The organism is Nocardioides sp. NPDC023903 (assembly GCF_040639295.1).
GTDB lineage: Bacteria > Actinomycetota > Actinomycetes > Propionibacteriales > Nocardioidaceae > Nocardioides.
In genome coordinates this window covers 42,843-56,011 of record NZ_JBEZZS010000011.1, presented here as the reverse complement: position 1 = coordinate 56,011, position 13,169 = coordinate 42,843, and the positions used below count along the sequence as shown (strand labels likewise).

At 68.5% G+C, this 13,169-nt stretch carries 14 protein-coding genes and 1 tRNA gene; 5 read left to right on the top strand and 10 right to left on the bottom strand.

Annotated features, from left to right (window positions below):
• Positions 1 to 7: 7 nt before the first annotated feature.
• Genes AB0F44_RS13995 through AB0F44_RS13975 form a run of 5 tightly spaced genes read right to left on the bottom strand, consistent with a single transcriptional unit; the run spans position 8 to position 3,745 of the window.
• Positions 8 to 838, bottom strand: coding sequence for an alpha/beta fold hydrolase (locus AB0F44_RS13995; RefSeq protein WP_357356291.1), 831 nt, complete (start codon positions 836 to 838; stop codon positions 8 to 10).
• Positions 835 to 1,743 (bottom strand): dienelactone hydrolase family protein, encoded by a 909-nt coding sequence (locus AB0F44_RS13990; RefSeq protein WP_357356289.1) that lies wholly within the window; start codon positions 1,741 to 1,743, stop codon positions 835 to 837. Before AB0F44_RS13990 ends, AB0F44_RS13995 begins: the two co-directional genes overlap by 4 nt.
• Complete coding sequence (locus AB0F44_RS13985) at positions 1,736 to 2,221, bottom strand: hypothetical protein (RefSeq protein ID WP_357356287.1); 486 nt, start codon at positions 2,219 to 2,221, stop codon at positions 1,736 to 1,738. The genes AB0F44_RS13990 and AB0F44_RS13985 overlap by 8 nt, the downstream gene beginning before the upstream one ends.
• 25 nt (positions 2,222 to 2,246) lie before the next feature.
• On the bottom strand, positions 2,247 to 3,035 hold the full coding sequence (locus AB0F44_RS13980) for an enoyl-CoA hydratase/isomerase family protein (protein ID WP_357356285.1): 789 nt from the start codon (positions 3,033 to 3,035) through the stop codon (positions 2,247 to 2,249).
• Positions 3,035 to 3,745, bottom strand: coding sequence for a flavin reductase family protein (locus tag AB0F44_RS13975; protein ID WP_357356284.1), 711 nt, complete (start codon positions 3,743 to 3,745; stop codon positions 3,035 to 3,037). The genes AB0F44_RS13980 and AB0F44_RS13975 overlap by 1 nt, the downstream gene beginning before the upstream one ends.
• A gap of 226 nt (positions 3,746 to 3,971) precedes the next feature.
• On the opposite strand from AB0F44_RS13975, the gene AB0F44_RS13970 reads away from it, so the two are divergent.
• The gene (locus AB0F44_RS13970) at positions 3,972 to 4,568 is read left to right on the top strand and encodes a helix-turn-helix domain-containing protein (protein WP_357356282.1); all 597 of its coding nucleotides are present in this window, start codon (positions 3,972 to 3,974) and stop codon (positions 4,566 to 4,568) included.
• Between the two features lie 440 nt (positions 4,569 to 5,008).
• Here AB0F44_RS13970 and AB0F44_RS13965 read toward each other — a convergent pair whose 3' ends face one another.
• Positions 5,009 to 5,599, bottom strand: a complete 591-nt coding sequence (locus AB0F44_RS13965) for a TetR family transcriptional regulator (RefSeq protein WP_357356280.1) — start codon at positions 5,597 to 5,599, stop codon at positions 5,009 to 5,011.
• Positions 5,600 to 5,671: 72 nt separating this feature from the next.
• On the opposite strand from AB0F44_RS13965, the gene AB0F44_RS13960 reads away from it, so the two are divergent.
• From AB0F44_RS13960 to AB0F44_RS13950, 3 genes are read left to right on the top strand one after another with little or no spacing between them, the layout of a single operon-like run.
• Positions 5,672 to 6,460 (top strand): SDR family oxidoreductase, encoded by a 789-nt coding sequence (locus tag AB0F44_RS13960; RefSeq protein WP_357356278.1) that lies wholly within the window; start codon positions 5,672 to 5,674, stop codon positions 6,458 to 6,460.
• 55 nt (positions 6,461 to 6,515) lie between these two features.
• Entirely contained in the window at positions 6,516 to 7,934 is a 1,419-nt protein-coding gene (locus AB0F44_RS13955; RefSeq protein WP_357356276.1) for a coniferyl aldehyde dehydrogenase, read from the top strand.
• Between the two features lie 35 nt (positions 7,935 to 7,969).
• Complete coding sequence (locus tag AB0F44_RS13950; protein ID WP_357356274.1) at positions 7,970 to 8,512, top strand: hypothetical protein; 543 nt, start codon at positions 7,970 to 7,972, stop codon at positions 8,510 to 8,512.
• Between the two features lie 125 nt (positions 8,513 to 8,637).
• Here AB0F44_RS13950 and AB0F44_RS13945 read toward each other — a convergent pair.
• Both AB0F44_RS13945 and dnaG read right to left on the bottom strand, forming a co-directional pair.
• Positions 8,638 to 8,710: transfer RNA gene (locus AB0F44_RS13945), tRNA-Asn, on the bottom strand.
• Positions 8,711 to 8,776: 66 nt separating this feature from the next.
• A complete protein-coding gene (gene dnaG / locus AB0F44_RS13940) occupies positions 8,777 to 10,660 on the bottom strand; it encodes a DNA primase (RefSeq protein ID WP_357356272.1) in 1,884 nt (627 codons plus the stop codon).
• Positions 10,661 to 10,708: 48 nt separating this feature from the next.
• Here dnaG and AB0F44_RS13935 point away from each other — a divergent pair, with 48 nt between their 5' ends.
• Entirely contained in the window at positions 10,709 to 11,383 is a 675-nt protein-coding gene (locus AB0F44_RS13935; RefSeq protein WP_357356270.1) for a class E sortase, read from the top strand.
• A gap of 8 nt (positions 11,384 to 11,391) precedes the next feature.
• On the opposite strand, the gene AB0F44_RS13930 is transcribed toward AB0F44_RS13935, so the two are convergent.
• Together AB0F44_RS13930 and AB0F44_RS13925 are read right to left on the bottom strand one after the other, a co-directional pair.
• Complete coding sequence (locus tag AB0F44_RS13930) at positions 11,392 to 12,183, bottom strand: carbon-nitrogen hydrolase family protein (RefSeq protein ID WP_357356268.1); 792 nt, start codon at positions 12,181 to 12,183, stop codon at positions 11,392 to 11,394.
• Positions 12,183 to 13,115 (bottom strand): 2-hydroxyacid dehydrogenase, encoded by a 933-nt coding sequence (locus AB0F44_RS13925; RefSeq protein WP_357356266.1) that lies wholly within the window; start codon positions 13,113 to 13,115, stop codon positions 12,183 to 12,185. Before AB0F44_RS13925 ends, AB0F44_RS13930 begins: the two co-directional genes overlap by 1 nt.
• Positions 13,116 to 13,169 lie beyond the last annotated feature (54 nt).

Here is a 13,169-nt window from a genome sequence, read left to right as displayed (position 1 = left end):
GTTCCTGTCATGGCTGGAGAGTGGGCAAGAAGTCCCTCAGGAGGTCCGCCACGACCTCCGGGGCCTCGCTGGGCGCCAGGTGCGCGGCGCCAGGGATGACCTCGAGTCGCGCGCCGGGGATGCGGTCGGCGAGCTCGGTGAAGTGTGGGCTGGGCAAGGCTGTGTCCTCGGCGCCGCCGATGACGAGGGTCGGGACGGTGAGTGCCGACAGCTTGTCGACCACACTCGTGCGGCTGACCAGGACGGAGCGCACCGCGACGGCCAGACCCTTGGGATCCAAACCGTCAGCGGTGCCGACCACGTTGGCGACGAGCTCTGGGTTGTCTCGTCGAGACTGCGCGCTGAGCATCCCAGACGCGATCAGCTTCCCTGGCCCTCCAGGCAGGCCGATCCGCAGGAGCCACGAGAAGACCAGGTCGCGTCCACGCAGCCGAAGCGGTGCGCGTCGGGCGCTCGTGTTGGACAGCACCAGACCGCTCACGCGCTCCGGTTCGGCGAGGGCGACCCGCAGCCCGACGAACCCGCCCCAGGACAACCCGAGGATCGCGGCGCGATCCACGTGGGAGGCGTCGAGAATCTCGAGCGCGGCGCGCGCGCAGTCCTCCATCGTGAAGGGCCGCCGGGCAGAGGGGCTACGTCCAGTCCCCGGCGGATCGACGAGCAACGTACGCCATCCGAGCTGGTGCAGGACGCCGAGCTGCGCTCCCCAGCTGGTGGGCCCGTCGCTGAAGAGGCTGGGCCACATCAAGGCAACGGGGCCGTCCTTCGGCCCGGCGTCCCGGAAGCGGATCGGCCCCAGGATCGTGGTCGCGACCTGGTCGGAGAGAGCGTACGTCACAGGTATCGCTCCAGCCAGGCGAGCGCGTCCTTGCTGCCTTGGTCGTAGCCCTCGAAGTAGATCCCGTAGTGAGTGATCCCGGGGATGATCTCGTGGTCGATCTGGCTGCCCGGGATGGTTCGAAGGATCTCGGCGGCCCGAGCTCCGTTGTCGGCGACGGGGAACATCTCCTCCTCACCGGCGTCGCGGATGAGGGTCGGGACGCGCAGGCGGTCGACCTGGGAAAGCGGGTCGAAGTGGGCGAGGGCACCGAGGTGCGGGGTGCCGGTCAGGTTCGGCCAGGCGTCGACGCCCTGCGGGACCGCAGGAGCGTCGCCGCGCGCCATCTCGATCGCTCGCTTTCGCGCATAGGTGCGGTTCGGCTCGCCGAGCGGCGCGATGGCCGGCACCTGCAGCGCGAGCACCTTGACACGTGGGTCGTGCGCCGCGTGGTGAACCGCGATCCCGCCGCCGAAGCTGGTCGCCCAGACCCCGATCCGCGTCGGGTCGACATTCGGCTCGCCTTCGACGTAGTCGATGGCGACGCGCAGGTTCGCTGCCCAGGCGTACGGGTCGACCAGGTCGCGGATCAGTCGCACGCGTGCGTCCGTCTGGTTCGTGTCGTCGGCGGCCGGCACGTCACCGACGAGCTCGAGCGGTGACCCGGAGCCGTACCAACTGCTCTGGGTGAACGTCAGGGCGATCATGCCGGCGGAGGCGAACAGTGCTGCGTAGCGCTCGGCGGTGAGCTTGCTGCCTCCCCAACCGTGGCAGAGGACCACTGCCGGCAACGACGTCTCGGCCTCCAGGTGGATGGGGCGGTAGACGTCGGCATCGAGGGCGACACCGCTGCTGTTCCAGACGGTCCTCTGGTGACGTTCCACCCCGTCGGGCATGACCAGGGCGGGGTACTCGGGCTCAGGCACGGGACTCACCTGCCTCTGCGCGCGGCCAGACGGCATCGAGCGTGTCCTCGTTGGTCCCGGTGGCTTGGATGCCGACGACGCGCCAGCCCTCCTCGGACTTGGCGACCTCGAAGTGGGTGGCCCACCGCTGGATCTCCACGTCGTCGGCGCTCCGCCGCGACCAGATCACCTCGATGGCAGCACCCACGTCGCTGTAGACGAAGACGCGTCGGTCCGGCACCACGGTGTGGCTGTATCCAGCCTCGCGCAGAGGCGCCCAGTTGAAGTCGAGGAACGCGAGCACGCTCTCGTTGTCGAGACACCAGAAGGACGTGCCGAGCCCGGTGACGTGCATCGGGGTTCCCCAGTACTGATGGATGAACTCGGGGCCCTCGGCTCCGGTTGCTGCCGCGACCCAACGGGGCAGGTAGTCCTCGAAGAACCAGGACGTCACCTCGGCGCGGGTTGCGCCGATGCTGTTCTCAGGAATTGTCGTCATCGTGGTCAAGTCCTTCTGCGATGGCCTAGCGGCCGGTGAATTCGAACTGGCCTCGGGCAGTGCCCGCGGCGTCGGCCTCGACTGCGGCAGCGACGCCGTACGGCGCGTCGCTGGTCCTCAGTAGCGAACCCGCCAGCTCAGGGATCAGGGCGTCAGCGGCGTCGATCCCGCCGCTGGCCCAAGCCCTGAGGAGCGCCTTGTGCGTCGCGTGCGCCCGCGTGGCGCCCCGAGCGAGCCGTGCGACCCACTGGTCGACGACCTCTGGGAATTGCTCGTCCGGGACCACCTCCGCGACCACGCCGGCCTCGAGTGCGTCGGCCGCGGTGACCTTCTCGGAGGTGATCGCCCAGCGGGCTGCCCGTGCTCGGCCGGCGCGCTCGGCCACGCGTTGCACTCCACCGAGCAGGGTGAACATCCCGATCCCTGCCTCGGTGTGACAGAACCGTGCCGACTCGGAGGCGATGATCAGATCAGCACGCAGGGCGATCTCGAATCCCCCGCCGAAGCAGTTGCCGTGCACCGCCGCGAGGACCGGAACGTCCAGCTGCTCGAGGAGGTTGCTGACCTGGAGGCCGATCTCGAACAGCTGCGTCAGCTGGTCCGGATCGCTCATGTCCCATGAGGCGATGTCGCCGCCGTAGGAGAAGTCGGGTCCCTCCGCGCGGATCACGACGACCCGAACGCTGTCGTCGCCCTTGATCTGCTCGACGGCCGCTGCGAATCCCAGCATGAGCTCGGTGTTCAGACGGTTGTGGGGAGGGTTGTCGAGGGTGAAGGTGGCGATGCCATCGCGTACGACGTGCTGGAGTCCCATCACTCCACCACCGATCCGGCCGGTGTCCAGGTGGGCCCGTCGATGGCGGAGTACGTCTCGCCCTGTCCGTCGAGTCGCTTCATCCGGCGGCCGGTCAGCTCCACGAGGAGATCTTCGGCGAGCGGTGGGACGAAGGCGTTGTCGACGAGGGTGTACTCAGCCGCCAGCCTGCCGACCGGATGGATGCCGCCGAAGTCGACCCGCCCGTTGACGTAGAGGTCGTCGCGGATGTGGAACCCCACCACGTCGCCGATCACGAAGTTGCTGAGTCCGTCCGGCGACGGCACGATCATCGACACCTTGCACTCCAGCGCGACCGGAGCCCCCTTGATCCGTGGCGTCTTCACGAACGTCGACTCCTCCCGCTCGACGCCCACGGCCTCGAACTCGTCGACATCGGGCTCCCACTCGATGGCACTGCGGTGGAGAGCCGTCACCTGGGGAAGCGTGGCCAGGTTGGTCACGAACTCCTCGGTGTCACGGATGTTGACGAAGGTGTCCTTCAACGTGACCCTGTCGGTCCGCGGCTGGATCGACAGCGCGACCCGGGGAGGCTTGCGACCCACGCAGGTGAAGAACGAGATGGGGGCAATGTTGCCGACCCCCTCGGTCGAGATCGTGCTCACCCAGGCGATCGGTCGCGGGATGATGCTCCCGATCAACAGCTTGTAGGCCGAGGTCTCGTCGAGATCGTCCGAGTCGATGATCATTTCTGACTGCCTTTCGTTCGAGTGGTGCTGGGTCTGAGGCGGCGACGCCGTCAGGTGATCCGTCTGAGAACAACGCCCTTGACGGGGTTTAGGGCGGATAGACGAGGCGCGTGACGTCATCCGGCCCCCTACGTCTGCCATCTCAAGCTGGCTGTGGCCGACGTTACACGCGAAGTGCACTGCGTGCAATACGCAGCATGAAGTGCAAGCAGGTAGCATGGGGTGCATGACTGGACCTGCCGTGCCCATCCGGATGCAGACGCGGGCCGTGGTCCGCTCGCTCCTCGCCCGCACCGCCCTCGAGCTCTTCGCAGCCCAGGGGTACGACGAGACGACCGTCGACGAGGTGGCCGCGGCAGCAGGGGTCTCGCGTCGCACCCTCTTCAACTACTTCCGCAGCAAGGAGGACCTCGCCCTCAGCGGCCTCGCCGAGCAGGGTGAGCAGATCGCAGCGCGATTCGCCGAGCGCCCTGACGACGAAGACATCTGGGTGTCGCTGCGCGCGGCCTTCCAGGTGTTGGACGAGATCGAGACTGCTCCGGAACACCGTCTCGCGGTCGTGAAGCTGCTCTTCAGCAACGACTCCCTGCGGGCCGGTCACGCCGAGAAGCAGGCGCGATGGACGGACATCCTCGCCCCACTGATCGAGAACCGCCTCCCCGCATCACCGCAACGCGCCTTCGCCGCCCGCGCGATCGCGGCCACCGGCATCGTCTGCCTGCAGACCGCCATGCAGGAGCTGGCACGCCTCGATGGCCAGGGCGACGCCTACGCGCTCTATGACGCCGCCATCGCCGCCGTGACGGGCCAGCCGCTGGCCTGAGCAACACCCAGCCACCACAGAGACGAGCACATTCCAGCCCGATCGACTCGCTCCGCCCGACCTGCCCAACCTCCTTGACGCGCTGAGAACCGAGCGAGCCGAGCTGCTGGACTTCACCCGATCACTCACCGATGAGGAATGATCGCACCGAGCGCGGCCGCAGGCTCCGCATCTCCGACGTCGTGGCTCATATCGGCGCGACCGCACGCAGCTTCTAAGCCCCCTGCCAGGCTCGACACGATCGGCGCGGCCAGCCTCGAGAAGCTGAACGAAGACCCTGTGGACCGCCGCCGCGACTGGTCACGAGCGCGCATGACGGCGGGCTTGTAGGCGGGTTACGCCCGTACGACTGGGGCTGGCTGGCGACGGGGCCCGTTGGAGGCGGTACGTCATGGCGTCTTCGTTCTCCTGCGGTTCGCGCGTGTCGAGAGGGGCCGAATTCAGACCGAATGGCGAACGGCGCGCACGGCCTGGTCATAGAACTCCAACAGGTCGATCTGTCCACCTTGGCGTACCCACTCTTCATTCGCCGCCTGGAGGCAGGTGATGGCGACGGCCGCGATGGTGCGTGCCTGGAACGCTCGGTCATCAGTGAACGGCAGACGCGGCTGGATCAGCGGGGCGAGCAGGTCTTGCCAACGCGCCTGCTTCTCGGCGTGGCCGGCTCGCAGGCTCTCATGCTCGAACAGGAGCGTGACCATCTCGAGCCGCTGTTCGCCCCTGATCTCAATCTCCTCCAGGACCTGGAACGCCGCGCGCAGCGAGACCCACGGGTCCTCGTCCGCCGGGCGTTCGGCGAAGCGCGCCGCGATCTGCGCGCCCTGTTCGGCCAGGCTGCTGAGCGCGAGGTCTTCCTTGTTGCGGAAGAAGTTGTACAGGGTCCGCCGGGAGACACCGGCGGCCGCGGCCACCTCGTCCAGCGTCGTGTCGTCGTACCCCTGGGATGCGAACAGCTCGATCGCGGTCCGGGCCAGCAAGGAGCGGACCACGTTGCGGGTCTGCTCGCGAAGGGGGGTCTGCTTCTGGTTCATGCATCGATGGTAAGGTGGTTCACTTTATGTAGCAACTTGCACTTCGTGCACGTCCGTGCCTAAAGTGTACTCATGACCAACATCGACTACCACAACCAGACGACCATCGTCACCGGGGCCAGCTCGGGCCTCGGCGCGGAGTTCGCCCGTCAGCTGGCCAGCCGCGGCTCGGATCTCGTGCTCGTCGCCCGCAGGGCAGACCGGCTCCAGGACCTGGCCGAGGAGCTCACCCGCGCCCACAGCGTCACCGTGCACGTCGTGGCCCGCGACCTGGGGCAGCCCGACGCCGGACGTACACTCCGCGCCGAGCTCGAGTCGCGCGGCATCTACGCCACCGGCCTGATCAACAACGCGGGCTTCGGCACCCACGACGCCTTCACGAACGAGGACCCCGAGCGGCTGCAGAGCATGATCGCGCTCAACATCGCATCCCTGGTCGACCTCAGCCGCGCCTACATCGAGCCGCTGACCGCTGCCGGCAACGGATTCCTGATCAACGTCGCGAGCCTGCTGGGCCACCAGCCCACCCCCTATATGGCCACCTACGGCGCCACCAAGGCCTTCGTCCTCAGCTTCACCGAGTCCCTGTGGGAAGAGACCCGCGGCACCGGGCTACGCGTCCTCGCGCTGTGCCCCGGCGCCACCCGGACCGAGTTCTACGACGCCGCCGGAAGCCAGACCGCCGACTACGGCGCCCGCCGCGTCACCCCCGAAATGGTCGTCAAGACGGCTCTCGACACCATCGGACGCCGCTCCGCACCGCCCTCAGTGATCACCAACGGCCGACCGGTGGCCCTACTCACCAAGCTGCTCCCGCGCCGCCAGGCCGTCCGGCTCATGGGCCGGCTCGCGCGCCACTGACCCGCCCGCCCGGACCAGCCCCGCACCAGCCTCACTAGAGCGAAGGAACAATGACATGACTTCCACAGCCCAGCGCACGGATGCCGAACGCTTCGGCGACATCCTCGCCGTCCAGCGCGCCGCCTATCTCCGCGACGGGGCACCGTCACTGGCGCAACGACGCAGCGACCTGAAGAAGCTCAAGACAGCACTGATCGCCCACCGCGGCGCCATCGAGGACGCCATCAACACCGACTTCGGCAACCGCTCCCGCCACGAGACCGCGATGATGGAGGTGACGGGCGTGGTCCAGGGCATCGACTACCTGGACCGCCGTCTGCGCCGGTTCATGCGGCCCAGCCACCGACACATCGCGCCCTACATGCGACTGGGCAGCAATCGCGTCGAATACCAGCCCCTCGGCGTGGTCGGCGTCATTTCGCCGTGGAACTACCCCGTGAATCTGTCCCTGATGCCGGTCATCACCGCCATCGCCGCCGGCAACCGGGTGATGCTCAAGCCGTCGAAGCTGGTGCCGGCGACCAACGCCGTCCTCGCCTCGCTCCTGAGCCAGACCTTCCCCACCGACCAGGTCACCATCGTCGACGGAGACGGCTCAGCATTCTCCTCCCTGCCCTTCGACCACCTCGTCTTCACCGGAAGCACCGCGGTCGGCCGATCCGTGATGAAGGCCGCCAGCGAGCACCTCGTCCCCGTCACCCTCGAGCTCGGCGGCAAGTCACCGGCCATCCTCGCCAAGGGCAACATCAAGGACCAGGCCGTCTCCGACATCGTCTTCGGCAAGTTGCTCAGCGGCGGGCAGACCTGCATCGCGCCGGACTACGCCCTGGTGCACGAGTCCGACGTCGACGCCTTCCTCGCCAGCTACGACCGGCTGGTGAAGGCCGCCTACCCCGACGGGCCGACGAGCAAGGACTACACCTCGATCGTCAACGACAAGGAGCACCAGAACCTGGTCGCCCTCATCGAGGACGCACGCGCCCACGGGGCACAGATCATCGAGGTCGGGCACCGGCCGGGCGACGCATCACGCCGTCCACACACGCTCGCCCCGACCGTCGTGCTCGGCGTCACCGACGACATGCGGATCGCCCACGAGGAGATCTTCGGCCCCATCCTGCCGATCTTCGCCTACGGCCACATCGACGACGCGATCGACTACGTGAACGCACGGCCAAGGCCGCTTGCGCTGTACTACTTCGGCGCCAACGACACCGACCGCCGCAAGGTCCTCGACCAGACGACCTCGGGCAACGTCACCATCAACGGCACCATCATGCACGTCGGGCAGGACGACCTCCCCTTCGGCGGCGTCGGCGCCAGCGGCATGGGCAAGTACCACGGCATCGAAGGCTTCCGCACCCTCAGCCACCCCAAGGGCATCTACACCCAGGGCCGCTTCAACAGCATGCGGCTCATGCACGCCCCCTTCGGCAAGACCGCCGACACCGTCCTCAACTTCCTTCTTCGCTGATCACCCACCCCCGAACAGACATGGAGTCAGATCTCATGACAACCAATTCCCCAGCAGCCACCGTGGTACGTGGCTCCTGCAGCTGCGGCGCGAACACCTTCGAGGTGAAGGCAGGTGTCGGCATGCAGCGGTTCTACTGCCACTGCCTGTACTGCCAGGAGTTCATGGGCAAGCCGTACACCGACGTCACCTTCGTGCGCGCCAAGAACGTGGTGATCAACGGCGAGCACGCGACGTTCAACAACCCGAAGCTGCTGCCCCCCGGCTTCGCCCACGGGCGCGGCTCGCGGTTCGGCCACCCCGACAAGGGCCGCTTCGCCAAGTGCGCCAGCCTGGACCGCGGCCGGTGTAACGACTGCGGACAGCCGTTCATCGAGACCGTCGGGGGATCCGCCGGGATGGTGTTCATCCCGAGCGCCAACTTCGAGGACCAGGACGCTCTGCCACCCGTACAGCGTCACATCTACTACCGCCTGCGCGAACAGGACGTCGCCGATGACCTGCCCAAGAACCACTACTTCGCCAGCAGCCAGCTCGCGGTCACACGAATGATCGGACGCGTCCTGCGCCGCGGTTGAACAGTCTCGGACGCCACGGCGACCGCTTCCCCGCGCCGACCTCAAAAGTGTGACAAAGCCTCTGAACCGGGTAAAACAAGTAACTCCGCCTGTCCTGTTTAACCAGGTCAGGCGGAGTTTTCTTGCTCCCCCGGTTGGACTCGAACCAACAACCCTCCGGTTAACAGCCGAATGCTCTGCCAATTGAGCTACAGGGGAATTGCACCTTGCGGCGCGGGTGAAACCTTAGCAACCCGGCGGCGGCGATCGGAAATCGGCAGGCCGTCACTCGGCGACCAGGTTGCGGAGGCCGCGGCGGTGCTGTTCGAGGGCGGCGAGCTGGGCGAAAAGACGGTTGTAGGACTCGGGGTCGGCGGCCGCGTCGGAGCGCTGAAGACGGCTCTTCACCTCGGCGATGCGGCGCTGGTCGAGGAGCTCGAGGAGGCGTACGACGTACTGCAGGACGTACGCCGAGTCCGGCTCCTTCGCGGTGGGGATCGGCTCCACGGCGAGCTCGGCGAGGATGCGGCTGACGAGCGGGTCCGAGGCGGCGGCACCGAGCTTCTGGGCCCAGCCGGCGTCGCCGGTGCCGGCGCCGGGGCCACCGAGGCCGGCGATGATCTCCCACAGCGCCCGGTAGAGGGGGTGGGTGAAGGCCTCGGGGGTGATCTCGCCGGTGGTGCGTCCCAGGGCGACGGGGTGCTGTACGAAGAGCTTCAGGGTCTCGCGCTCGACCGTGAAACGCGGCTCACGAGGGTGCGGCATGGGCGGGCGCTGCGGCGCGGCAGGAGCCTCGGACGCCGCGACGGCCTCGCGCCGTGGCGGAGCAGCCGAAGGAGCGGGACGGCCGGCAGCGCGGCGTACCTCTCTGGCGGCCTCGTCCGGATCGACGCCGAGGAAGCGCGCCAGGTCGCGGGTAAAGCCCATCTTCTTGGACTCGTCCCGCACGGAGGCGACCAGCGGGGCCGCCTCACGGAGGGCGTCGACCCGCCCGTCGGCACGGTCAAGGTCGTACTTCGAAGCGACGTTGCGCAGCACGAACTCGTAGAGCGGAACCCTGTTGGCGAGGAGCTCGCGGACCGCCTCGTCGCCCTTCTTGATCCGCAGGTCGTTGGGGTCGAGGCCGTCGGGCTCGACGGCGACGTAGGTCTGCGAGGTGAAGTTGCCGTCGCCCTTGAACGCCTTCAGCGCCGCGGCCTGGCCGGCGGCGTCGCCGTCGAAGGTGAACACGACCGCGCCGCGCAGCTGCTGGTCGTCGGAGATGAACCGGCGCAGCACCTTCGCGTGGTCGTCGCCGAACGCGGTGCCGCAGGTCGCCACGGCGGTGGTGATCCCGGCGAGATGGCAGGCCATCACGTCGGTGTAGCCCTCCACGATCACAGCCTCGCGGGTGCGGGCCATCTCCTTGCGGGCCAGGTCGATGCCGTAGAGGACGTGCGACTTCTTGTAGATCGGCGTCTCGGAGGTGTTGAGGTATTTCGCCTCGATGCGGTCGTCGTCGAAGAGCCGCCGCGCGCCGAAGCCGATGACGTCGCCGCCCGACTCCCGGATCGGCCACATCAGCCGCCCACGGAACCGGTCGTAGTGCGACCGACCGTGCCCCACCAGCCCGGCAGTGACGACCTCCTCGTCCGAGAACCCGCGCGCACGCAGGTGGCGGTAGAGGTCCTCGCCCCCGCGCGGCGAGAACCCGACCCCGAAGTGCAGCGCCGCGTCGCGGTCGAAGCCCTTCTCGGCGAGGAACTGCCGGGCGACGACGGCGTCCGGGGTCAGCAGTTGCTCGGCGTAGTACTCGGCGGCGACCTTGTGGGCCTCGACCAGCTTGCCGCGACCGGGTCCGCGCCGGACCGGCGCCTCGTCGCCCTCCTCACGCTGGACCTGCACGCCGACCTTGTCGCCGAGCCGCTCGACCGCCTCGAAGAAGCTCAGTCCCTCGAGCTTCATGACGAAGTCGATGACGTCGCCGCCCTCTTGGCAACCGAAGCACTTGAAGAAGCCCCGCGACGGGTTCACGTTGAACGACGGCGACTTCTCGTCGTGGAACGGGCACAGGCCCTTGTAGGTCCCCGGGCCGGCGCGGCGCAGCGTGACGTACTGGGAGACGATGTCGTCCAGGCGTGCCTTCTCGCGCACCTCTTGGATGCTCGTCTCCTTGATGCGGCCCGCCACAACGTCTGATCCTACGGGGCGGTGGACCGGGCTGAGATGCTTGACCTGATGTCCACCACCACACCGGCCCGACCGCGGGCCCGCCGGGCGACTTTCTGGCTCGGCCTCGCGATGGTTCTGGCCGGTGTGGCGCTCCTCGGCTACGCCGCCTGGGAGCTCTACGGCACCACAATCGTCAGCAAGCAACGCCAGCAGGAAGCGACCACGAAGATCGAGAAGGCGTGGGACTCGGGCCGGGCCGAGGCCACGACCGAGTTCGGTTCGGCCGAGGCCCTCATCGAGATCCCCCGCTTCGGCGAGAACTACCGAATTCCGGTCCTCGAAGGCACCTCGGACCGGGCCCTGGGCGCCGGCTTCGGACACTTCTCCGGCACCGCCGGGCCGGGCGAGGTCGGCAACTTCGCGCTCGCCGGCCACCGGATCACCCACGGCGAGCCGCTGCGCGATCTCCCGAAGCTCCGCGAAGGCGATGAGATCCGCGTTCTGACCAGGGAGAAGACGTACGTCTATGCCCTCACCAGCGACGGCGACGACCTGATCGTGCCGTTCACGTCCGTCTGGGTCACCGACCCGCTTCCCGACAACCCCGACCGCGGTGGGGTGGAGCCCGAACAGATCGCGGGCCGGAGCCTGATCACCCTCACCACCTGCTCCGAGCTCTTCCACACCGACAACCGGATGATCGCCTTCGGCAGGCTCATCGCCGAGGAGCCGGCCGGCTGACAGGACGGCTAGAGGCGGAGCGTACGCCGCGGGCCGAGGTCGGCCCGGTGGTCGGCCCACATCCGCTGCTCGTCCCGGACGCGCGCGACCTCGGCCGGGTCGATCGTGGCGACGACCATCCCCGGGGTGGCGTCGTCGAGCCGCTCGACCGGCCGGCCGAGCGGGTCGTAGACCGCCGAGCCGCCGATGAGGCCCAGCGACCCGCCGACGAGACCGGCGAAGGCGACGTACATCGAGTTGTCCAGCGCCCGGGCGGCGTAGTGCAGGTCGCGCCGGTGACCGCCACCGGGGAAGTAGGCACCGGTGTTGAGGTAGAGGATCGCGCCGTCGGCGGCTGCGGCGGCGGCGTGCTCGGGGAAGTTGGCGTCGTAGCAGACCGAGAGCGCCACCCGGACGCCGTCGATCTCGATCGTCGTGCCGTGCTCGCCAGGCTCGAAACGCTCGACCTCGGGCGGGTAGAGGTGCTGTTTGTCGTACGCCGCAACCGGCTCCTCCCCCGGCGCGATGACCAGGCTGGTGATCGCCCGTCGTCCGGCCTGGGCGAGGGGCGAGTTGAGCACGAGCACCGCGCCGGTCTCGTCCACCGCGGCCTGCGCGGGGGCGAGCCAGGCGGTGTCGTCGAGCGAGGGCAGCGGCCCGCCGAAGGCGTCGAGGTCCCACGAGGTCGTGAACGTCTCCGGCAGCGCGACCAATCTGGCGCCCATCGCTGAAGCCAGGCGGACCCGGTCCGCGGCCGTCGCGACGTTGGCCACCACGTCGCCCGGCACCGCCGTCTCCTGGACGACCGCGATTCGCAGCATCAGTAAGCGCCCGACATCACGTTGGCCAGCGGCTCGCCGGCGGCGAACCGCTCGAGCTGCTCGCGTACGACCCGGTAGGCACGGGGCCACATCGCGCTCGAGGCACCGCCGACGTGCGGAGTGATGAGCAGGTTGGGCGAGCTCCACAGGGGGCTCTCCGCCGGGAGCGGCTCGGCCTCGGCGACGTCGATGGCCGCATGGATCCGCTTCGTGGCGAGCTCGGCGACCAGGTCGGCAGTGACGACGACACCGCCACGGGCGACGTTGACCAGCAGTGCGCCGTCCTTCATCCGCCCCAGGAACTCCTGGTCGACCAGTCCGCGGGTCTCCTCAGTCAGCGGCGTGGCCAGCACGATCACGTCGGCCTCGGGCACGAGCGTGTCGAGCTCGTCGAACCCGTGCACCCCGTCCCGGGCGGTCCGCGCGACCCCGACCACCTCGGTCTCGAAAGGAAGCAACCGCGCCTCGATGGCCCGGCCGATCGCTCCGTACCCGACGATCAGGACCCTCTTGTCGGCCAGCGACGGGAACCAGCCCGGCCTCCAGGCGTGCTCGTCCTGATGGCGTACGTGTCCCGGGATGCCCCGCAGCGACGACAGGATCAGCGTGACCGCGAGCTCGGCAGTCGAGGTGTCGTGGATGCCGCGGCCGTTGCAGAGGGTCACGCCCTCCGGGATGTGGCCGCGGGCGGCGTCGACTCCCGCGGTGAGCAGCTGCACCACCTGGAGCGAGGTCATCTGGCTGACGACGTCGAAGATGCGCGAGCCGAGCATGTAGGGCGGCAGATAGAAGGCCACCTCACCGACCGAGTCGGGCACCTTCACCTCGCCACCGGTGAAGCGGGTGTGGTCGAAGAGCTCGAATCGGAGGCCTGCGGGCACCTTGCCCAGCTCGGACGGGTCGAAGGGCAGCCAGACGAGGGGATCGCTCACACCGGGAGACTCTCCCATACCCCGGGAGGGGTGACCTGAATCACATCCCGTCGC

Coding starts and splice junctions, on each gene's coding strand:
- AB0F44_RS13985 (WP_357356287.1), bottom strand. CDS start 2,221: ATGACGACAATTCCTGAGAACAGCATCGGCGCAACCCGCGCCGAGGTG.
- AB0F44_RS13980 (WP_357356285.1), bottom strand. CDS start 3,035: ATGGGACTCCAGCACGTCGTACGCGATGGCATCGCCACCTTCACCCTC.
- AB0F44_RS13975 (WP_357356284.1), bottom strand. CDS start 3,745: ATGATCATCGACTCGGACGATCTCGACGAGACCTCGGCCTACAAGCTG.
- AB0F44_RS13970 (WP_357356282.1), top strand. CDS start 3,972: ATGACTGGACCTGCCGTGCCCATCCGGATGCAGACGCGGGCCGTGGTC.
- AB0F44_RS13965 (WP_357356280.1), bottom strand. CDS start 5,599: ATGAACCAGAAGCAGACCCCCCTTCGCGAGCAGACCCGCAACGTGGTC.
- AB0F44_RS13960 (WP_357356278.1), top strand. CDS start 5,672: ATGACCAACATCGACTACCACAACCAGACGACCATCGTCACCGGGGCC.
- AB0F44_RS13955 (WP_357356276.1), top strand. CDS start 6,516: ATGACTTCCACAGCCCAGCGCACGGATGCCGAACGCTTCGGCGACATC.
- AB0F44_RS13950 (WP_357356274.1), top strand. CDS start 7,970: ATGACAACCAATTCCCCAGCAGCCACCGTGGTACGTGGCTCCTGCAGC.
- AB0F44_RS13935 (WP_357356270.1), top strand. CDS start 10,709: ATGTCCACCACCACACCGGCCCGACCGCGGGCCCGCCGGGCGACTTTC.
- AB0F44_RS13930 (WP_357356268.1), bottom strand. CDS start 12,183: ATGCTGCGAATCGCGGTCGTCCAGGAGACGGCGGTGCCGGGCGACGTG.